The organism is Pseudomonas sp. IPO3774 (genome assembly GCF_013386835.1).
In the GTDB taxonomy this organism is placed as follows: Bacteria; Pseudomonadota; Gammaproteobacteria; order Pseudomonadales; family Pseudomonadaceae; genus Aquipseudomonas.
The window spans coordinates 26,953-45,773 of the sequence record NZ_JACAQY010000034.1 but is presented as its reverse complement, the minus strand read 5'-3'; the positions used below and the strand labels follow the sequence as shown (position 1 = coordinate 45,773).

General features: G+C 61.4%; 21 protein-coding genes. 18 read left to right on the top strand and 3 right to left on the bottom strand.

The features are described from left to right. Positions 1-33 precede the first annotated feature (33 nt). The 9 genes from argS to HYE77_RS18365 all read left to right on the top strand — a co-directional run bounded on the left by argS (position 34) and on the right by HYE77_RS18365 (position 10,560). Entirely contained in the window at positions 34-1,770 is a 1,737-nt protein-coding gene (gene argS / locus HYE77_RS18405; RefSeq protein WP_003209327.1) for an arginine--tRNA ligase, read from the top strand. 1 nt (position 1,771) lies between these two features. Continuing rightward, positions 1,772-2,476, top strand: a complete 705-nt coding sequence (locus HYE77_RS18400; protein ID WP_177069097.1) for an SPOR domain-containing protein — start codon at positions 1,772-1,774, stop codon at positions 2,474-2,476. Between the two features lie 256 nt (positions 2,477-2,732). Beyond that, complete coding sequence (gene hslV / locus HYE77_RS18395) at positions 2,733-3,263, top strand: ATP-dependent protease subunit HslV (RefSeq protein WP_003209323.1); 531 nt, start codon at positions 2,733-2,735, stop codon at positions 3,261-3,263. Positions 3,264-3,301: 38 nt separating this feature from the next. Continuing rightward, the gene (gene hslU, locus HYE77_RS18390) at positions 3,302-4,639 is read left to right on the top strand and encodes an ATP-dependent protease ATPase subunit HslU (RefSeq protein WP_003209321.1); all 1,338 of its coding nucleotides are present in this window, start codon (positions 3,302-3,304) and stop codon (positions 4,637-4,639) included. A 162-nt stretch (positions 4,640-4,801) separates the two neighbouring features. Beyond that, positions 4,802-5,179, top strand: a complete 378-nt coding sequence (locus HYE77_RS18385; protein WP_003209319.1) for a gamma-butyrobetaine hydroxylase-like domain-containing protein — start codon at positions 4,802-4,804, stop codon at positions 5,177-5,179. Between the two features lie 249 nt (positions 5,180-5,428). Next, positions 5,429-7,108, top strand: a complete 1,680-nt coding sequence (phaC, locus tag HYE77_RS18380) for a class II poly(R)-hydroxyalkanoic acid synthase (RefSeq protein WP_003209318.1) — start codon at positions 5,429-5,431, stop codon at positions 7,106-7,108. A gap of 174 nt (positions 7,109-7,282) precedes the next feature. Then, the gene (gene phaZ, locus HYE77_RS18375) at positions 7,283-8,128 is read left to right on the top strand and encodes a poly(3-hydroxyalkanoate) depolymerase (protein WP_003209316.1); all 846 of its coding nucleotides are present in this window, start codon (positions 7,283-7,285) and stop codon (positions 8,126-8,128) included. Between the two features lie 101 nt (positions 8,129-8,229). Then, positions 8,230-9,912: a class II poly(R)-hydroxyalkanoic acid synthase gene (gene phaC / locus HYE77_RS18370; RefSeq protein WP_087692915.1), complete on the top strand. Its 1,683-nt coding sequence runs from the start codon at positions 8,230-8,232 to the stop codon at positions 9,910-9,912. Between the two features lie 27 nt (positions 9,913-9,939). Next, entirely contained in the window at positions 9,940-10,560 is a 621-nt protein-coding gene (locus tag HYE77_RS18365) for a TetR/AcrR family transcriptional regulator (RefSeq protein ID WP_008439270.1), read from the top strand. A gap of 171 nt (positions 10,561-10,731) precedes the next feature. Here the strand turns inward: HYE77_RS18365 and HYE77_RS18360 are convergent, their stop codons facing one another. From HYE77_RS18360 to HYE77_RS18350, 3 genes are all read right to left on the bottom strand, one after another. Beyond that, the gene (locus HYE77_RS18360; RefSeq protein WP_134325604.1) at positions 10,732-11,754 is read right to left on the bottom strand and encodes a phasin family protein; all 1,023 of its coding nucleotides are present in this window, start codon (positions 11,752-11,754) and stop codon (positions 10,732-10,734) included. Positions 11,755-11,766: 12 nt separating this feature from the next. After that, positions 11,767-12,189: a phasin family protein gene (locus tag HYE77_RS18355; RefSeq protein ID WP_134325603.1), complete on the bottom strand. Its 423-nt coding sequence runs from the start codon at positions 12,187-12,189 to the stop codon at positions 11,767-11,769. A 105-nt stretch (positions 12,190-12,294) separates the two neighbouring features. Next, on the bottom strand, positions 12,295-12,570 hold the full coding sequence (locus tag HYE77_RS18350) for a polyhydroxyalkanoic acid system family protein (protein WP_008439272.1): 276 nt from the start codon (positions 12,568-12,570) through the stop codon (positions 12,295-12,297). A 143-nt stretch (positions 12,571-12,713) separates the two neighbouring features. Between HYE77_RS18350 and ubiE the strand changes: the two genes are divergently transcribed. Genes ubiE through HYE77_RS18305 form a run of 9 tightly spaced genes read left to right on the top strand, consistent with a single transcriptional unit; the run spans position 12,714 to position 18,730 of the window. After that, positions 12,714-13,484, top strand: a complete 771-nt coding sequence (gene ubiE / locus HYE77_RS18345; RefSeq protein ID WP_003209306.1) for a bifunctional demethylmenaquinone methyltransferase/2-methoxy-6-polyprenyl-1,4-benzoquinol methylase UbiE — start codon at positions 12,714-12,716, stop codon at positions 13,482-13,484. Next, positions 13,484-14,107, top strand: coding sequence for an SCP2 domain-containing protein (locus tag HYE77_RS18340; RefSeq protein WP_003209304.1), 624 nt, complete (start codon positions 13,484-13,486; stop codon positions 14,105-14,107). Before ubiE ends, HYE77_RS18340 begins: the two co-directional genes overlap by 1 nt. After that, positions 14,104-15,708: a ubiquinone biosynthesis regulatory protein kinase UbiB gene (gene ubiB, locus HYE77_RS18335; RefSeq protein WP_003209302.1), complete on the top strand. Its 1,605-nt coding sequence runs from the start codon at positions 14,104-14,106 to the stop codon at positions 15,706-15,708. Before HYE77_RS18340 ends, ubiB begins: the two co-directional genes overlap by 4 nt. 41 nt (positions 15,709-15,749) lie before the next feature. Next, entirely contained in the window at positions 15,750-16,142 is a 393-nt protein-coding gene (gene hisI, locus HYE77_RS18330; protein WP_010169173.1) for a phosphoribosyl-AMP cyclohydrolase, read from the top strand. Positions 16,143-16,144: 2 nt separating this feature from the next. Beyond that, the gene (locus HYE77_RS18325; protein WP_008439273.1) at positions 16,145-16,477 is read left to right on the top strand and encodes a phosphoribosyl-ATP diphosphatase; all 333 of its coding nucleotides are present in this window, start codon (positions 16,145-16,147) and stop codon (positions 16,475-16,477) included. Between the two features lie 25 nt (positions 16,478-16,502). Next, on the top strand, positions 16,503-16,781 hold the full coding sequence (locus tag HYE77_RS18320; protein ID WP_003209298.1) for a twin-arginine translocase TatA/TatE family subunit: 279 nt from the start codon (positions 16,503-16,505) through the stop codon (positions 16,779-16,781). Positions 16,782-16,791: 10 nt separating this feature from the next. Further along, positions 16,792-17,238: a Sec-independent protein translocase protein TatB gene (gene tatB / locus HYE77_RS18315; protein ID WP_003209296.1), complete on the top strand. Its 447-nt coding sequence runs from the start codon at positions 16,792-16,794 to the stop codon at positions 17,236-17,238. After that, the gene (gene tatC, locus HYE77_RS18310) at positions 17,235-18,026 is read left to right on the top strand and encodes a twin-arginine translocase subunit TatC (RefSeq protein WP_026078063.1); all 792 of its coding nucleotides are present in this window, start codon (positions 17,235-17,237) and stop codon (positions 18,024-18,026) included. The genes tatB and tatC overlap by 4 nt, the downstream gene beginning before the upstream one ends. Then, on the top strand, positions 18,023-18,730 hold the full coding sequence (locus HYE77_RS18305) for a 16S rRNA (uracil(1498)-N(3))-methyltransferase (protein ID WP_003209293.1): 708 nt from the start codon (positions 18,023-18,025) through the stop codon (positions 18,728-18,730). Before tatC ends, HYE77_RS18305 begins: the two co-directional genes overlap by 4 nt. Positions 18,731-18,821: the final 91 nt, after the last annotated feature.

The window sequence follows — 18,821 nt, the reverse complement described above, 5'->3', positions numbered from 1 at the left end:
GCGCGCCACCGCTTGCGGTCGAAAGAGAACACCATGAAAGACACCATTCGCCAGCTGATCCAACAAGCCCTCACCCAACTCGTCAACGAAGGTGTGTTGCCTGAAGGCCTGACGCCGGCGATCCAGGTGGAAAATACCCGCGACAAGACCCACGGTGATTTCGCCAGCAACATCGCGATGATGCTGGCCAAGCCGGCCGGCCTGAAGCCGCGCGACCTGGCGGAAAAAATCATCGCCGCGCTGCCGGCCGACCCGCAGGTGACCAAGGCTGAAATCGCCGGCCCAGGCTTCATCAACTTCTTCCAGAACACCCAGGCCCTGGCTTCGCGCCTGGACGCGGCCCTGGCCGACGCGAAAATCGGCGTGCGCAAGGCCGGCCCGGCACAGCGCGTGGCCATCGACCTGTCGGCACCGAACCTGGCCAAGGAAATGCACGTGGGCCACCTGCGCTCCACCATCATCGGTGACGGCGTGGCGCGGGTCCTGGAGTTCCTCGGCGATGACGTGATCCGCCAGAACCACGTGGGCGACTGGGGTACCCAGTTCGGCATGCTGATGGCCTATCTGCAGGAAAACCCGATCACCAGCAACGAGCTGTCGGACCTGGAGAACTTCTACCGCGCCGCCAAGAAGCGTTTCGACGAATCCGAAGAATTCGCCGACCGCGCCCGTGGCCTGGTGGTCAAGCTGCAAGCCGGCGATGCCGAATGCCTGGAACTGTGGGGCCGCTTCCGCGAGATCTCGCTGTCCCACTGCCAGGAAATCTACGAGCTGCTCAACGTCAAATTGACCATGGCCGACGTGATGGGCGAAAGCGCCTACAACGACGACCTGATCAACGTGGTCAACGACCTCAAGGCCAAGGGCCTGCTGGTTGAAAGCAACGGCGCGCAGTGCGTGTTCCTCGAAGAATTCAAGACCGCCGACGGCGACCCGCTGCCGGTGATCATCGTCAAGGCCGATGGCGGCTACCTCTACGCCACCACCGACCTGGCCGCCGTGCGCTACCGCAGCGGCGTGCTGAAAGCCGACCGTGCCCTGTATTTCGTTGACCAGCGCCAGGCCCTGCACTTCCAGCAAGTGTTCGAAGTGGCGCGCCGCGCCGGTTTCGTGACCCACCCGATGCAGATGGAACACATGGGCTTCGGCACCATGAACGGCGCCGATGGCCGCCCGTTCAAGACCCGTGACGGCGGCACCGTGAAGCTGATCGACCTGCTGAACGAAGCCCAGGACCGCGCCTACAACCTGGTGAAGGAAAAGAACCCGGAGCTGGCCGAAGCCGACCTGCGCAACATCGCCCGCGTCGTGGGGATTGGCGCGGTGAAATACGCCGACCTGTCCAAGCACCGCACCAGCGACTACAGCTTCAACTTCGAGCTGATGCTCAACTTCGAAGGCAACACTGCGCCGTACCTGCTGTATGCCTACACGCGGGTGGCCGGTGTGTTCCGCAAGCTGGGCAAGGACTTCAGCGAAGTCGAAGGCCAGATCAACCTTGAGGCGCCACACGAGCAGGAACTGGCTGCCAAGCTCGCGCAATTCGGCGAAGTGCTGAACAGCGTCGGCGAAAAAGGCACACCGCACATCCTCTGCACCTATTTGTACGAAGTCGCCGGTTTGTTCTCCAGCTTCTACGAGAACTGCCCGATCCTGACCGCAGACGACGAAGCCCAAAAGCAGAGCCGCCTGCGCCTCGCCGCACTGGCAGGACGGACCCTCAAGCAAGGCCTGGAATTGTTGGGCCTGGAAACTCTGGAGCGTATGTAAGTTGGCTGCCAAGAAAAAACCTGCACCCAAGCGCGGCGCCAGCCGCTATCAGGCACCGGCGAAGAAGCCTATTCCGGGCTGGTTGTGGATGGCCATCGGCCTGACGGTCGGCGCGTTTGTGGTGTTCCTGATGAAGCTCGACCCGGGCAAGGGCGATGACGTCAAACGGGTCAAGCAAGAACAGCAGAAGGCCACGAAAATGGCCGAGGCGAACAAGACACCGCCTAGCCCGACTGCGCCGGTGAAGCCGAAGTACGACTTCTACACGCTGCTGCCGGAATCGGAAGTGATCGTGCCGCCGGACGCCGTGCCGGAGAAAACCCTGCCGACGCCGCAGCCGGTGCCGACTACGCCGGTTACCCCGGCGGAAGCAGCGAAGATCGACACGGCCCGGGCCCAGGCTGCGTTGGCCGGGATTACCCCGCCGCCACCGCCGCCGGTCGCCACCACCAAGGCCGCGCCCGTGACCAAGTTCTTCCTGCAGGCGGGCTCGTTCCCGAAACAGACGGATGCGGACCGGGTACGCGCGCAGATTATTTTGCTGGGGCAGGCGGTGACGGTGGAGTCCGGGACGGTTAAGGATGCGACCTGGTATCGCGTGCTGGTGGGGCCGTTCAGCAACCGTGAACAGCTGACCGTGGCGCAGAAGCAACTGGCCGGCGCCGGGTTTAGCAACCTGTTGTTACAACAACGCCAGAGCCGCTGATTCCGGAAACAGCATCGGGTTAATGTGGGAGCGGGCTTGCTCGCGAATGCGGTAGATCAGTCAATATTTTAGGTGACTGACACACCGCATTCGCGAGCAAGCCCGCTCCCACATTTGATTTTCATCGGCCTCAGGACCGAGTCCGACACATAAACACCACTCGTCCGCCCTCCCGTCCTACAGTTGAAATCCCCCCCGCCACCCCCATATGAGTTCCATCAGGGCATTTTCGCCCCGCAGCGTGGAGACTCTCCCCTTGACCACCATCGTTTCAGTTCGCCGCCACGGCAAAGTCGTCATGGGCGGCGACGGCCAGGTTTCACTTGGCAATACCGTGATGAAAGGCAACGCGAAAAAAGTCCGTCGCCTGTACCACGGCCAGGTCCTCGCCGGTTTCGCCGGCGCCACCGCTGACGCCTTTACCCTGTTCGAGCGCTTTGAAGGCCAACTTGAGAAGCACCAGGGCCATCTGGTCCGTGCCGCCGTCGAACTCGCCAAAGAATGGCGCACCGACCGCTCCCTCAGCCGCCTGGAAGCCATGCTGGCCGTCGCCAACAAAGACGCCTCCCTGATCATCACCGGCAACGGCGACGTGGTTGAACCCGAAGAAGGCCTGATCGCCATGGGCTCCGGCGGCGGCTACGCACAAGCGGCGGCCAGCGCCCTGCTGAAGAAAACCGACCTGTCGGCCCGGGAAATCGTCGAGACTGCCCTGGGTATCGCTGGCGACATCTGTGTCTTCACCAACCACAACCTGACCATTGAGGAGCAGGACCTCGCCGAATAAGCCGCAGGCTTATTCCCGCTTGAGGACCGCCAATTACTATGTCCATGACTCCCCGCGAAATCGTCCATGAACTCAATCGCCATATCATCGGCCAGGACGATGCCAAGCGCGCCGTTGCCATCGCCCTGCGTAACCGCTGGCGCCGGATGCAACTGCCCGAAGAATTGCGCGTTGAAGTAACCCCGAAGAACATCTTGATGATCGGCCCGACCGGTGTCGGTAAAACCGAGATCGCCCGGCGCCTGGCCAAGCTGGCCAATGCTCCGTTCATCAAGGTCGAAGCCACCAAGTTCACCGAAGTGGGCTATGTGGGCCGTGACGTCGAGTCGATCATTCGTGACCTGGCCGACGCTGCCCTGAAGCTGCTGCGCGAACAGGAAATGACCAAGGTCAGCCATCGCGCCGAAGACGCCGCCGAAGAACGCATCCTCGACGCCCTGCTGCCACCGGCACGCATGGGCTTCAACGAAGACGCCGCACCGAGCTCGGATTCCAACACCCGCCAGCTGTTCCGCAAGCGCCTGCGTGAAGGCCAGCTGGACGACAAGGAAATCGAGATTGAAGTCGCCGAAGTGTCCGGCGTCGACATCTCCGCACCGCCTGGCATGGAAGAAATGACCAGCCAGTTGCAGAACCTGTTCGCCAACATGGGCAAGGGCAAGAAGAAAAGCCGCAAGCTCAAGGTGAAGGAAGCGCTGAAACTGGTGCGCGACGAAGAGGCCGGGCGCCTGGTCAATGAGGAAGAACTCAAGGCCAAGGCCCTGGAAGCGGTCGAGCAGCACGGCATCGTGTTTATCGACGAGATCGACAAGGTGGCCAAGCGCGGCAATTCCGGCGGCGTCGATGTGTCCCGCGAAGGCGTGCAGCGCGACCTGCTGCCGCTGATCGAAGGTTGCACCGTCAACACCAAGCTGGGCATGGTCAAGACCGACCACATCCTGTTTATCGCGTCCGGTGCGTTCCACCTGAGCAAGCCGAGCGACCTGGTGCCGGAGCTGCAAGGTCGCCTGCCGATTCGCGTTGAACTGAAAGCGCTGACGCCGGGTGACTTCGAACGCATCCTCAGCGAGCCCCACGCGTCGCTGACCGAGCAATACCGCGAGCTGCTGAAAACCGAAGGCCTGGGGATTGAGTTCCTGCCGGACGGTATCAAGCGTCTGGCGGAGATTGCCTGGCAGGTCAACGAGAAGACCGAGAACATCGGTGCCCGTCGCTTGCACACCCTGCTTGAGCGCCTGCTGGAGGAAGTGTCCTTCAGTGCCGGCGACATGGCGGGCGCGCAGAATGGCGTGGCAATCAAGATCGACGCCGACTACGTCAACAGCCACCTGGGCGAATTGGCGCAGAACGAAGATCTGTCTCGTTATATCCTGTAAGCCTCACGCAGGAACCGCTCTGCTTTAATGTGGGAGCGGGCTTGCTCGCGAATGCGGTGGGTCAGTCACAATTGCATGAACTGACCCACCGCATTCGCGAGCAAGCCCGCTCCCACAGTTTAAAGCCGGTTCCTTCAGGATCATCTCTGAGCGGTTCCCCAAATGACCAAACTGCCTACCGCCATCAACCTGCACAAAGCCTCCAGGACCCTGGGCCTCACCTACGGTCCCGACGAGGTGTATCAACTGCCCGCCGAATTCCTTCGCGTGCACTCCCCCTCCGCCGAGGTCCAGGGCCACGGCAAACCGATCCTGCAATTCGGCAAGCTCAATGTCGGCTTGACCAAGATCGAACCCGCCGGCCAATACGCACTGAAATTGACCTTCGACGATGGCCATGACAGCGGATTGTTCACCTGGGACTACCTCTATCAACTTGCCGTGCGTCAGGACGCGCTGTGGGCTGACTATCTTGCCGAGCTGAAAGCCGCCGGAAAAACCCGCGACCCGAGCCAGTCGGTCGTGCGGCTGATGCTCTAGCCCAGGCCTCTTGCTCATTAGTGGGCATTTTCTAATTCCATCTGCTTGAATGCCCCTCTGTCGTGGCCAACGATTGGCCCGCTTGCGAAAAAAATTAAACTCGGGTAACCAATGGAACTGGCAAGTTCCCTGCATTTGACGATGCGGTATTAACGGTCACCCGAGCAGTAGTACCAGGCTGTGCTGTGTGGCGAGTAGTGGTACACAGCGGTACCCGGTACTCGTCTGTCGGACAATGGAGCGTCGTAGATGAGTAACAAGAACAACGATGACTTGAAACGCCAGGCCTCGGAAAACACCCTGGGGCTGAACCCGATCATCGCGTTACGGAAAAAGGATTTACTGGCATCCGCTCGGATGGTGCTGACCCAGGCCATCAAACAACCGTTGCACAGCGTCAAGCATGTCGCCCATTTCGGCGTCGAATTGAAGAACGTGGTGTTCGGCAAATCACAGCTGACACCCGAGGCCGACGACCGTCGTTTCAACGACCCGGCGTGGACCCAGAACCCGCTCTACAAACGTTACCTGCAAACCTACCTGGCGTGGCGCAAGGAGCTGCACGACTGGATCGGTGACAGCAACCTGTCGGAACACGACATCAGCCGCGGCCACTTCGTCATCAACCTGATGACCGAAGCCATGGCGCCCACCAACAGCGCAGCCAACCCGGCGGCGGTCAAACGCTTCTTTGAAACCGGCGGCAAGAGCCTGCTGGATGGCCTGTCCCACCTGGCCAAGGACATGGTGCACAACGGCGGCATGCCGAGCCAGGTCAACATGGGCGCCTTTGAAGTGGGCAAGAGCCTGGGCACCACCGAAGGCGCCGTGGTGTTTCGCAACGATGTGCTGGAGCTGATCCAGTACCGGCCGATCACCGAGCAGGTGCACGAACGCCCGCTGCTGGTGGTGCCGCCGCAGATCAACAAGTTCTATGTATTCGACCTGAGCCCGGACAAGAGCCTGGCGCGCTTCTGCCTGCGCAATAACCAGCAGACGTTTATCGTCAGTTGGCGCAACCCGACCAAGGCCCAGCGCGAGTGGGGCCTGTCGACCTACATCGAGGCGCTGAAAGAAGCGGTCGATGTGGTGAGCGCGATCACCGGCAGCAAAGACATCAACATGCTCGGCGCCTGCTCCGGCGGCATCACCTGCACCGCCCTGCTGGGCCACTACGCGGCGCTGGGCGAGAAGAAGGTCAACGCCCTGACCCTGCTGGTGAGCGTGCTGGACACCACCCTGGACACCCAGGTGGCGTTGTTCGTCGACGAACAGACCCTGGAAGCAGCCAAGCGCCATTCCTACCAGGCCGGTGTGCTGGAAGGCCGCGACATGGCCAAGGTGTTTGCCTGGATGCGCCCCAATGACCTGATCTGGAACTACTGGGTCAACAACTACCTGCTGGGCAACGAGCCACCGGTGTTCGACATCCTGTTCTGGAACAACGACACCACGCGCTTGCCGGCCGCGTTCCATGGCGACCTGATCGAACTGTTCAAGAACAATCCCTTGGTGCGGGCCAATGCCCTGGAAGTGTGCGGCACGCCGATCGACCTGAAGCAGGTCACTGCCGATATTTATTCTTTGGCCGGCACCAACGACCACATCACACCGTGGCAGTCCTGCTACAAGTCGGCGCAGCTGTTTGGCGGCAAGGTGGAGTTTGTGCTGTCCAGCAGCGGGCATATCCAGAGCATTCTGAACCCGCCGGGCAATCCAAAATCGCGTTACCAGACCAGCGATACGATGCCGGGCAAGGCCCTGGACTGGCAGGAGAACGCCACCAAGCACACCGATTCGTGGTGGTTGCATTGGCAGGCGTGGCAGGCGGAGCGGTCGGGCAAGTTGAAGAAGGCGCCTGCGAACCTGGGCAACAAGACTTATGCAGCGGCGGAAGCGGCGCCGGGCACTTATGTACATGAACGATAAAGCACACACACTTTTGTGACTGGAACGGTATCAACTGTGGGAGCGGGCTTGCTCGCGAAGGGGGTGTGTCAGTTGATGCATCTAGAGACGGATTCACCGCCTTCGCGAGCAAGCCCGCTCCCACACTGACCGAGTTCCGACAGGGAATAGCGCGCCACTTTGCAGGGTAAGCCCATGCCGCAACCGTTCATCTTCCGTACCATCGACCTGGATGGCCAAGCCATCCGCACGGCGGTACGCCCGGGCAAGCCTCACTTGACGCCGCTGCTGATTTTCAACGGCATCGGCGCCAACCTTGAGCTGGTGTTTCCGTTCGTCCAGGCCCTGGACCCGGACCTGGAAGTGATTGCCTTTGATGTGCCAGGCGTCGGCGGCTCGTCGACCCCCAGCCGGCCTTATCGCTTTCCCGGCCTGGCCAAACTCACCGCGCGCATGCTCGACTACCTGGACTATGGCCAGGTCAACGCGGTGGGCGTTTCCTGGGGCGGCGCGCTGGCGCAGCAGTTCGCCTATGACTATCCGGAACGCTGCAAGAAGCTGATTCTGGCCGCCACCGCCGCCGGTGCCTTCATGGTGCCGGGCAAGCCGAAGGTCTTGTGGCTGATGGCCAGCCCCCGGCGTTATATCCAACCGTCCCACGTGGTGCGCATTGCACCGATGATCTACGGCGGCTCCTTCCGTCGGGATTCGAAACTGGCCGCCGAACACGCGAGCAAAGTGCGTTCGGCGGGCAAGCTGGGTTACTACTGGCAACTGTTCGCCGGGCTTGGCTGGACCAGCATCCACTGGCTGCACAAGATCAAGCAGCCGACCCTGGTGCTGGCCGGCGACGACGACCCACTGATCCCGCTGATCAACATGCGCATGCTGGCCTGGCGCATTCCCAACGCCCAACTGCACATCATCGACGACGGCCATCTGTTCCTGATTACCCGGGCCGAGGCCGTGGCGCCGATCATCATGAAGTTTCTCCAAGAGGAACGCCTGAGGGCGGTGATTCACCCGCAACCCGCACTTTAGACGGCGGCGGTCAGGACGACCGCGCCGCGCAACTTGGCCAGAACCGACTATGGTTCTGAATTGGCGTGCTTGTTGATGGCTTGACGAAGGAGTGTTGGCGCATGCGAGAAAGACCCGTATCGAACCCGGTGCCCACACCCGCCGCGTTCATCAATATTGAAAGTGCGATCACCGGCCTGCGCGGCCGGGATTTGCTCTCGACCCTGCGCAGCGTCGCCGCACACGGCTTGCGCAATCCGGTGCACACCGCCCGCCACGCCTTGAAGTTGGGCGGGCAATTGGGCCGCGTGCTGCTCGGGGAAACGGTGCACGAGCCGAACCCGAAGGACAGCCGCTTCGCCGACCCGACCTGGCAGCTCAACCCGTTTTATCGGCGCAGCCTGCAAGCCTACCTGAGCTGGCAAAAACAGACCCGCCACTGGATCGACGACAGCAACCTCAGCGCCGACGACCGGGCGCGGGCGCACTTTGCCTTTGCCCTGCTCAACGATGCGGTGTCGCCATCCAACACCCTGCTCAACCCGCTGGCGATCAAGGAGCTGCTCAACTCCGGCGGCAACAGCGTGGTGCGTGGCGTCAGCAACCTGTTCGACGACCTGCTGCACAACAACGGCTTGCCGCGCCAGGTCACCAAGCAGGCCTTTGAAGTCGGCAAGACGGTGGCCACCACACCCGGTTCGGTGGTGTTTCGCAATGAACTGCTGGAGCTGATCCAGTACAAGCCCATGAGCGAAAAACAGTACGCCAAGCCGCTGCTGGTGGTGCCGCCGCAAATCAACAAGTACTACATTTTCGACCTGAGCCCGAACAACAGCTTCGTCCAGTTCGCTCTGAAAAATGGCCTGCAAGTGTTTATGGTCAGCTGGCGCAACCCGGATGTACGCCACCGGGAATGGGGCTTGTCCACCTACGTCGCGGCTTTGGAAGAAGCGCTGAACGTAACCCGCGCAATCACCGGCGCCCGTGAGGTCAACCTGATGGGCGCCTGCGCCGGTGGCCTGACCATCGCCGCGCTGCAAGGCCATCTGCAGGCCAAGCGCCAGTTGCGCCGTGTCTCCAGCGCCAGCTACCTGGTGAGCCTGCTGGACAGCCAGATCGACAGCCCCGCCACCCTGTTCGCCGACGAACAGACGCTGGAAGCCGCCAAGCGCCGCTCTTACCAGCAAGGCGTACTCGACGGCCGGGACATGGCCAAGGTATTCGCCTGGATGCGTCCCAACGACCTGATCTGGAACTACTGGATCAACAATTACCTGCTGGGCAAGGAACCGCCGGCCTTCGACATCCTGTACTGGAACAACGACAACACCCGCCTGCCCGCCGCGCTGCATGGCGACTTGCTGGACTTCTTCAAGCACAACCCGCTGAGCCACCCCGGCGGCCTGGAGGTGTGCGGCACGCCCGTCGACTTACAGAAGGTCACGGTGGACAGTTTCAGCGTAGGCGGCATCAACGACCACATCACGCCGTGGGACGCGGTGTACCGCTCCACCCAGCTGCTGGGCGGCGACAAGCGCTTCATTCTGTCCAACAGCGGGCATGTCCAGAGCATCCTCAACCCGCCGGGCAACCCCAAGGCCAACTACGTCGAGAACCTCAAGCTGAGCAGCGACCCGCGCGCCTGGTACTACGACGCCAATCATGTCGAGGGCAGCTGGTGGCCCAACTGGCTGGCGTGGATCCAGCAGCGCTCCGGTGTACAGCGCGAAACCCTGACCGCCCTGGGCAACCAGAATTACCCACCGATGGAAGCGGCGCCGGGCACCTATGTGCGAGTCCGCTGAGCCCCACGACGACTTTAAGAAGACTGGATGAAGACCCGCGACCGTATCCTTGAATGTGCCTTGCAGTTGTTCAACCACAAGGGCGAGCCGAACGTGTCGACCATGGAGGTGGCCAATGAAATGGGGATCAGCCCCGGCAATCTCTATTACCACTTCCATGGCAAGGAACCGTTGGTGCTCGGGCTGTTCGAGCGCTTTCAAAACGAATTGGCGCCGTTGCTCGATCCGCCGGAAGACGCACAACTGGCGGCCGAGGATTACTGGCTGTTCCTGCACCTGATCGTGGAGCGCATGGCGCACTATCGGTTTCTGTTCCAGGACCTGTCGAACCTGGCGGGCCGCTTGCCGAAACTGGCCAAGGGCATCCGCAACCTGCTGACGGCGCTCAAGCGCACGCTGGCCTCGTTGCTGGCCCGCCTCAAGACGGATGGGCAACTGGTCAGTGAAACCCAGGCGCTGGGGCAGTTGGTGGAACAGATCACCATGACCTTGCTGTTTTCCCTGGACTACCAGCGGATTCTCGACCGAGCAGGTGAGGTGCGGGTGGTGGTGTACCAGATCATGATGCTGGTGGCCCCGCATCTGCTGATGCCGGCGAGGCTGGCGACAGAGAGGTTGGCGCTGCGCTACCTGGACGACGCGGACTAAAATGTGGGAGCGGGCTTGCTCGCGAAAGCGGAGTGTCAGTCAATACATGTGTGACTGATCCACCGCTTTCGCGAGCAAGCCCGCTCCCACATTGGATTTGTGTTGTTCTGTAGATTCCATAAAAAACGCCCGACCTTCGCAGGCCGGGCGTTTTTATGTGTCCCGTAAAAATCAGGACTGACTGGTAGGCGTCGGGGTTGCCGGCGTTGCAGTCGGGGTAGCAGCAGGCGTCGGTGGCGTGACCGAGTTCGTCGCCGGCGCTGCAGTTGCAGGCTTGGCCGCTACCGCTGGCTTCGGCGCTGCTGGCTTTTTGGCTACGGCCGGCTTCTTCGCCGCAGCCGGTTTTGCAGCTGGCTTGGCCGCTGCAGGTTTTGCAGCCGCAGGCTTGGCGGCGGGTTTGGCAGCAACCGGCTTGGCTGCAGGTTTCGCAGCGGCTGGCTTGGCAGCAGGCTTCGCTGCAGCAGGTTTGGCGGCAGCGGTTTTCGCCGCTGGCTTGGCTGCTGCTTTTGCTGCCGGCTTGGCTGCAGGTTTCGCCGCAGGTTTTGCAGCTGCTTTAGCGGCCACTGGTTTAGCGGCAGGCTTGGCGGCCGGTTTAGCCGCTGCGGTTTTCGCCGCAGGCTTGGCAGCCGGTTTTGCAGCAGCTTTGGCCGGCGCCTTGGCGGCGGGCTTGGCTGCCGGTTTGGCGGCGGCCTTGACCAGCGGTTTAGCGGCGGTTTTAGCAGCAGGCTTGGCCGCTGCAGTTTTCGCCGCAGGCTTGGCAGCCGGTTTAGCCGCTGCAGTTTTAGCCGCAACTGGCGCAGCTTTAAGGCCGGTGAGTTTTTCGATTTGCCTGGTCAAGGTATCGACCTTGCTGTGCAGCGCTTTCACTTCAGTACGGCTAGGTACGCCGAGTCGCGAAATGGCACTGTTCAGGCGCTTGTCAAAAGCCCCTTCCAGTTCGCCCCACTTGTCGCTGATACGTGATTTGGCAGAACCGGCGGAAGCCTTTGCCGCATCGACTTGTTTACCCACTGTGCTCTTGGTCAACTTCTCGGCCTTCTCGCCGTCTTTAACCAAAGTCTCGAAGTATTTACCGCCGTCACTGCTCACCTTCGAGTACACGCCTAAACCGGCCAGCCAGATCTTGCGGGAGTATTTTTCAACTTCCCCGATCCACGAGCTGCCTTCTTTATCAGTAGTCTTTTTACCAGCCATCCCGTTGTCTCCTTAGTGTTTACGCGCGACACGTTCGAGCAATGCCGTCAGCTCATCGAGCTTAGCAGAGAGTGTCTCCACGTCATGTTTAGACGGAATGCCGATCCGATTCAAGGCACTTCCAACACGACTATCAAAAGCGCTTTCAACTTTATCCAGTTGCACTTCGACTCGACCTTTGACGCCGAAGACTTCGCTCTTGACTTGATCAATCTGACTGTTGGCTGCATCAAGTTGTTCAATCACAACTTTTTTGCCTTTAGTTTCAACATGTTGACCAGTCTTAACCAGCTCTTTGAAGTACTCGGCGCCCTCGCTTCCGACCTTGGCGTAAGCCCCCAAACCGGCCAGCCAGATCTTGCGGGCATAGGATTTAACGTCAGTCAGGGCGTTAGTTCCGGTAGCAATTTTTTTCTTCAAAATAACTTTGGCCATGGTGCACCTCACGCATAAAGGGGGGAGGAACTGCCCACAGAAGTTGGGGGCTTGGGCACAAAGTAGGCAGAAAAATTAGAATCGGCACCCTAAGAAGGTCGCAAATCAGGCCAGGGCTTTATCCAGTGCCTTCTCGATTTCGGACTTGATGGTGCCACTCATGGCCGACATCAACAGGCCCAGCTCGACTTCAATCCGCAGGGAATCTTCCGCCACTTTCACGGTGCCTTTAACGCCCGAACGTTTGAGGTTCAGTGTGTCGCCGGCCCACGAAGACTCCAGGCCATATTGCTCCTTGAGTTTGCTCGCCAACTTGTCGGCTTTTTCTCGGGCAGCGTCTTTGCCCAGTGTGTGGGCACGTTCAACCTGTATACGGGCCATTTGAATGACTCCTCGTTATAGAGACTTGTCGACCCGCCATGCGGCAAAAGGTCTCGGTGACCACCTATCTTACCTTCAGCCTTGCCAAGACAAAGCATGCCTTGGGGATTAGAATGCCCCCATTCTCTTTTGGTGACAGCGATATGACTGATCAGCGCAAAGGCAGCGATGCCGAACCCACCACTCACTTCGGCTTCAAGAACGTCCCGGAAAGCCAGAAAGCGGAAAAAGTCGCCGAGGTGTTCCACTCGGTCGCCGCCAAGTACGACTTGATGAACGACGTGCTCTCCGGCGGCATGCACCGTCTGTGGAAGCGCTTCACCATTGAGTTGTCGGGTGTACGCACCGGCAACCGTGTGCTGGATATCGCAGGCGGCACGGGCGACCTGGCCGCCAAGTTCTCCAAGCTGGTGGGCCCCACCGGGCAGGTGGTACTGGCCGACATCAACGGCTCGATGCTCAAGGTCGGTCGTGATCGCCTGCTGGACAAAGGTGTGGCGGGCAATATCGAGTTCGTCCAGGCCGACGCTGAAAAGCTGCCGTTCCCGGACAACCACTTCGACTGCGTGACCATCGCCTTCGGCCTGCGTAACGTGACCCACAAGGAAGACGCACTGCGCTCGATGCTGCGCGTACTCAAGCCCGGCGGTCGCCTGCTGGTGCTGGAGTTCTCCAAGCCGACCAACGCACTGATGTCCAAGGTCTACGACACCTACTCGTTCGCCTTCATGCCGTTGATGGGCAAGCTGATCACCAATGACGCCGAAAGCTACCGCTACCTGGCCGAATCGATCCGCATGCACCCGAACCAGGAAACCCTGAAGTCGATGATGGTAGAGGCCGGTTTCGACCGCGTGACCTACCACAACATGACCTCGGGCATCGTCGCCCTGCACCGCGGCATCAAGCCCTGATGCTGTTCGCAGGCCTTCTCGCCAGCGTCGAACACGGCCTCAACCGTGTACTGCGCCTGGACAGCACCGCCCTGGCACGGCTGGCGCACCTGAACGGCAGGATCATCGCCGTCGACTGCACCAGCCCCGCCTTGCAGCTGTTTATCCTGCCCAGCGATGAAGGCCTGTTGCTGGCGTCCCACTGGGCCGCCGACGCCGACTGCACCCTGCGTGCTTCCGGCTCAAGCCTGCTGCGCCTGGCCCTGAGCCGGGACAAGACGGCGATCCTCCACGGCCCGGACGTGGAACTTGAAGGCGACAGCGCGGTGCTGATGGACCTGGCCGCCGTGCTGCAAGACCTGGAACTGGACTGGGAATACGAGCTGTCACGTTGGCTCGGCCCGGTGGCCACCCAACTGATCAGCGGTCATCTGCGCAGCCGTACGCGCTGGTACCAGCAGGGTTTCGCCAGCCTGAACCAGAACCTCGCCGAATACCTGAGCGAAGAATCGCGCACCCTGGTCGGACAACGGGAAGCGGAAGCGCGCTTTCGCGAACTCGACCAGGCCAAACTCGACCTGGAACGACTTGAGGCGCGCTTCGAGCGCCTGAGCCGCTCCCTTGATTCAAGCGATAACGCATGAAGCTGCTCGCCGTCCGCCGTTTGTTTCGTATCCAGCGCGTCGTAATCCGCTACCGCCTCGATGACCTGCTGTTCGCCCTGCCGCTGCCGTGGTTTCTGCTGGCGGTGCGCTATGTGCTGCCGTGGCGCTGGTTCCCGCGCAAGACCCTCGAGCTGAGCCGTGGCGCGCGCCTGCGCCTGGCGTTGCAGGACCTGGGGCCGATCTTCATCAAGTTCGGGCAGATCCTCTCCACCCGCCGCGACCTGTTGCCCGAAGACATCGCCGACGAACTGATGCTGTTGCAGGACCGCGTGCCGCCGTTCGACTCGCAACTGGCAGTCACGCTGATTGAAGAGCAACTGGGCAAGAAGATCAGCGAAGTCTTCAGCCGCTTCGACATCGCGCCGCTGGCCTCGGCCTCGGTGGCCCAGGTGCATGCCGCGCAACTGAAAAGCGGCGAAGAAGTGGTGGTGAAGGTGATCCGCCCGGGCCTCAAGCCGATCATCGGCCAGGACCTGGCGTGGCTGTTCATCCTTGCCCGCGCCGCCGAGCGCTTTTCTGCCGATGCACGCCTGCTGCACCCGGTAGACGTGGTGCTGGACTACGAAAAAACCATCTACGACGAACTCGACCTGCTGCGCGAAGCGGCCAACGCCAGCCAGCTCAAGCGAAACTTCGAAGGCTCGCAGCTGCTGTACGTGCCGCAAGTCTATTGGGACTGGTGCCGCCCGAAAGTGCTGGTCATGGAGCGCATCTACGGCGTGCAGGTCACCGACCTCGCGACCCTGGCCGACCAGCGCACCGACATGAAGATGCTTGCCGAGCGCGGCGTGGAGATTTTTTTCACCCAGGTGTTCCGCGACAGCTTCTTCCACGCCGACATGCACCCCGGCAACATTTTCGTCAGCACCGTGAACCCGTGGAGCCCGCAGTACATTGCGATCGACTGCGGCATCGTCGGCAGCCTGACCCCGGAAGACCAGGATTACCTGGCGCGCAACCTGTTCGCTTTCTTCAAGCGTGACTACCGCCGCGTGGCGCAGTTGCACATCGATTCGGGCTGGGTGCCGGCCGAAACCAAGCTCAACGAATTCGAAGCGGCGATCCGCACTGTGTGCGAGCCGATCTTTGAAAAACCGTTAAAGGATATTTCCTTCGGTCAGGTGCTGATGCGTCTGTTCCAGACGGCGCGGCGCTTCAATATGGAAGTGCAGCCGCAGTTGGTACTGTTGCAAAAGACCCTGCTGAACATCGAAGGCCTGGGCCGCCAACTGTACCCGGACCTCGACCTGTGGAACACCGCCCAGCCGTTCCTCGAGCGCTGGATGCGGGACCGTATCAGCCCGAAAACCCTGCTGGGCAACCTGCAAAGCCAGGTCGAGCAACTGCCGCACCTGGCCAACATGACCCGCGACCTGCTGGAGCGCATGTCCCAGCCCCACGCCAAGGACCCCGCACCGCCGTGGCACAAGCGCAAGGACGACTGGTTCCTGCGCCTGCTGGGCGCCGCGCACCTGGTGGGCGGTACGATACTGGCCGCCGGCGGGCCGCTGAATGAACTGGGCCACTGGCCGGCCGGCATCATGGTCGCGGTGGGCGTGTATCTGATCGTGCGTCGATAGCCAATCCGGTTATACACTGTCGCAAATTGCCGGAGCCGAAAATGAAAGACTGGCTGGACGAGATCAAGTGGGACAGTGACGGCCTGGTGCCGGCCATTGCCCAGGACTACAAGACCGGGCGCGTGCTGATGATGGCCTGGATGAACCGCGAGGCCCTGAGCCTGACCGCCGCCGAGAACCGCGCCATCTACTGGTCACGTTCCCGTGGCAAACTGTGGCGCAAGGGCGAAGAGTCCGGGCACGTGCAAACCCTGCATGAGATGCGCATCGACTGCGATGCCGATGTGGTGATCCTCAAGGTCGAGCAGATCGGCGATATCGCCTGTCACACCGGCCGTCACAGCTGCTTTTACCGCGTGTTCGAGAACGGCGAGTGGAAGACCGTCGAGCCCGTGCTCAAAGACCCGCACGCTATCTATTCGGCAGGACACTGAACATGAGCGATACCCTCAACCGTGTGGCCCAGGTGCTGGAAGACCGCAAAGGCGCGGACGCCGACAGCTCCTACGTCGCCAGCCTGTACCACAAGGGTCTGAACAAGATCCTGGAAAAACTCGGCGAAGAATCCGTCGAGACGATTATTGCGGCCAAGGACGCGCAAATCAGCGGCGACTGCAGCGACGTGATCTACGAAACTGCCGACTTGTGGTTCCACAGTCTGGTCATGCTCGCCCAACTGGGGCAGCATCCACAGGCAGTGCTTGATGAACTGGACCGTCGCTTCGGCTTGTCCGGGCATGCCGAAAAGGCCTCGCGCCCGTCCGTCTGACCAACTTTTACAGAGGAATTGCAGCATGGGCATTTTTGACTGGAAACACTGGATCGTCATTCTTGTGGTCGTTGTGCTGGTGTTCGGCACCAAGAAACTGAAAAACCTCGGCACCGACGTCGGTGAATCGATCAAGGGCTTTCGCAAGGCCATGAACGACGACGAAAAGCCTGCCGACCCGGCCGTCAATCCGGTGCCACCGGCGCAGCCTGTACACCCGCAGGCCACTCAGCCGATCACTGAACGTCGCACCTTCGACGTGCAGGCCGAGCACGTCAAAGAGCAGAACCAAAAAGACTCGTGAGTACTGAATAATGTTTGGTATCAGCTTCTCTGAACTGCTGCTCGTCGGCCTCGTGGCCCTGCTGGTACTGGGGCCGGAACGCCTGCCCGGTGCCGCGCGCACGGCCGGCCTGTGGATCGGGCGCCTGAAACGCAGTTTCAACGCCATCAAACAGGAAGTTGAACGGGAAATCGGCGCCGACGAGATTCGCCGGCAACTGCACAACGAACACATTCTGTCGTTGGAGCAGGAGGCACGGAAGATTCTCTCGCCGGTGCAGGAAACGCCCAAGCCGGTCGAGCCTGTGGCCGAGCATTCGATTGCTCCGCCCGCCGCACCCGCGCCTGCACCGGTCGCTGAACCCGTGCACGCCGTCGAGCCTGCGCCCACTGCGCCCGTGACCCCGACCGAACCCGCGCCGACACCTGCCGTGTCGCCCGCGCCCCACGACCCTACATTGCCGCCGCGAGCCCCATGAGCGCTGATAAACCGGAAACCGACCAGCACATGCCACTGGTCTCGCACCTCACCGAGTTGCGCACCCGCCTGCTGCGCTGTGTCGCGGCGATCTTCATCATCTTTGCCGGGCTGTTTGCCTTCACCCAGCAGATCTACACCTTCGTCTCCACGCCGCTGCGCGACTACTTGCCGGCTGGCGCGACGATGATCGCCACCGACGTGTCGTCACCGTTCCTCACGCCGTTGAAGCTGACGATGATGGTTTCGCTGTTCCTGGCGATCCCGGTGATCCTGCATCAGATCTGGGGCTTTATCGCGCCGGGCCTGTACAAGCATGAAAAACGCATCGCCGTGCCGCTGCTGGTGTCGAGCATCCTGCTGTTCTATACCGGGATGGCTTTTGCCTACTTCCTGGTGTTCCCGCTGATCTTCAAGTTCTTCGCCGCCGCCACCCCGGCCGGCGTAGAGATGATGACCGACATCACCAGCTACCTCGACTTCGTGATGACGCTGTTCTTCGCCTTCGGCGTGGCCTTCGAAATCCCGGTGGCCGTGGTGCTGCTGGTGTGGATCGGCGTGGTCGACGTCAAATACCTGAAGAAGATCCGCCCCTACGTGATCATCGGCTGCTTCGTGGTCGGCATGATCCTGACCCCGCCGGACATCTTCTCCCAGACCCTGCTGGCCGTACCCATGTGGATGCTGTTCGAGATTGGCATCCTGTTTGGCAGCCTGGTGAGCAAGCGTGGCGATCACCCCGATGACCAACCCGCCGACGACGACCAGCCGCCAGCGACCCAGCCGTGAACCTGCTGCTGCTTGAGGAGGCCGACTTTATCGCGGCCGACCGGGTGGTGCTGCGTGATCGGCGCCTGGTGCATATGCAGGAAGTCCACCGTGCCGCCGTAGGCGACAGCCTGCGGGTCGGACGGATTGGCGGCTTGATGGGCAACGCGCAGTTGCTGCGCCTGGAAGCCCGGGAAGCCGAGCTGGAAGTGACCTTCGACCAGCCGCCGCCGGCCAAACTGCCCCTGACCCTGCTGCTGGCCCTGCCCCGTCCGAAAATGCTGCGCCGGGTGCTGCAAACCGTGGCGTCCATGGGCGTGCCGCGAGTGGTGCTGGTGAACAGCTATCGCGTGGAAAAAAGCTTCTGGCAGACGCCGTTCCTGGAGCCGGAAGCGATTCGCGAGCAATTGATCCTCGGCCTGGAACAGGCCCGGGACACGGTGCTGCCCGAGATCGTGATCGAAAAGCGCTTCAAGCCATTCGTCGAAGACCGCCTGCCCGCCATGGCGCAAGGCACCCTCGGCCTGATTGGTCACCCCGGCGACTATCCGCCCTGCCCTCGCGGGCTGGATGAGCCGGTCACCCTGGCCATCGGGCCGGAAGGCGGCTGGATTCCCTACGAGGTGGACCTGCTGGCCAAGGCCGGGTTGCAGCCGGTGCAACTGGGGGCTCGGATCCTGAGGGTCGAAACCGCCGTCACCGCATTGCTCGCCCGCCTTTTCTAACACCGCCCTCTCCTGTAGGAGCGAGCTTGCTCGCGAAAAACTCAAGGACACCGCGCTCACTCAGAATGCCCGCGTTATCGTTGACGACCTT

What these genes read in the sequence shown, in the direction of transcription:
- HYE77_RS18360 (WP_134325604.1), bottom strand. Translation starts at nt 11,754, where the DNA reads ATGGCTGGTAAAAAGACTACTGATAAAGAAGGCAGCTCGTGGATCGGG.
- HYE77_RS18350 (WP_008439272.1), bottom strand. Translation starts at nt 12,570, where the DNA reads ATGGCCCGTATACAGGTTGAACGTGCCCACACACTGGGCAAAGACGCT.
- ubiE (WP_003209306.1), top strand. Translation starts at nt 12,714, where the DNA reads ATGACTGATCAGCGCAAAGGCAGCGATGCCGAACCCACCACTCACTTC.
- HYE77_RS18355 (WP_134325603.1), bottom strand. Translation starts at nt 12,189, where the DNA reads ATGGCCAAAGTTATTTTGAAGAAAAAAATTGCTACCGGAACTAACGCC.
- hisI (WP_010169173.1), top strand. Translation starts at nt 15,750, where the DNA reads ATGAAAGACTGGCTGGACGAGATCAAGTGGGACAGTGACGGCCTGGTG.
- phaC (WP_087692915.1), top strand. Translation starts at nt 8,230, where the DNA reads ATGCGAGAAAGACCCGTATCGAACCCGGTGCCCACACCCGCCGCGTTC.
- HYE77_RS18340 (WP_003209304.1), top strand. Translation starts at nt 13,484, where the DNA reads ATGCTGTTCGCAGGCCTTCTCGCCAGCGTCGAACACGGCCTCAACCGT.
- ubiB (WP_003209302.1), top strand. Translation starts at nt 14,104, where the DNA reads ATGAAGCTGCTCGCCGTCCGCCGTTTGTTTCGTATCCAGCGCGTCGTA.
- HYE77_RS18365 (WP_008439270.1), top strand. Translation starts at nt 9,940, where the DNA reads ATGAAGACCCGCGACCGTATCCTTGAATGTGCCTTGCAGTTGTTCAAC.
- phaZ (WP_003209316.1), top strand. Translation starts at nt 7,283, where the DNA reads ATGCCGCAACCGTTCATCTTCCGTACCATCGACCTGGATGGCCAAGCC.
- hslU (WP_003209321.1), top strand. Translation starts at nt 3,302, where the DNA reads ATGTCCATGACTCCCCGCGAAATCGTCCATGAACTCAATCGCCATATC.
- tatB (WP_003209296.1), top strand. Translation starts at nt 16,792, where the DNA reads ATGTTTGGTATCAGCTTCTCTGAACTGCTGCTCGTCGGCCTCGTGGCC.
- argS (WP_003209327.1), top strand. Translation starts at nt 34, where the DNA reads ATGAAAGACACCATTCGCCAGCTGATCCAACAAGCCCTCACCCAACTC.
- HYE77_RS18320 (WP_003209298.1), top strand. Translation starts at nt 16,503, where the DNA reads ATGGGCATTTTTGACTGGAAACACTGGATCGTCATTCTTGTGGTCGTT.
- HYE77_RS18385 (WP_003209319.1), top strand. Translation starts at nt 4,802, where the DNA reads ATGACCAAACTGCCTACCGCCATCAACCTGCACAAAGCCTCCAGGACC.
- phaC (WP_003209318.1), top strand. Translation starts at nt 5,429, where the DNA reads ATGAGTAACAAGAACAACGATGACTTGAAACGCCAGGCCTCGGAAAAC.
- tatC (WP_026078063.1), top strand. Translation starts at nt 17,235, where the DNA reads ATGAGCGCTGATAAACCGGAAACCGACCAGCACATGCCACTGGTCTCG.
- HYE77_RS18325 (WP_008439273.1), top strand. Translation starts at nt 16,145, where the DNA reads ATGAGCGATACCCTCAACCGTGTGGCCCAGGTGCTGGAAGACCGCAAA.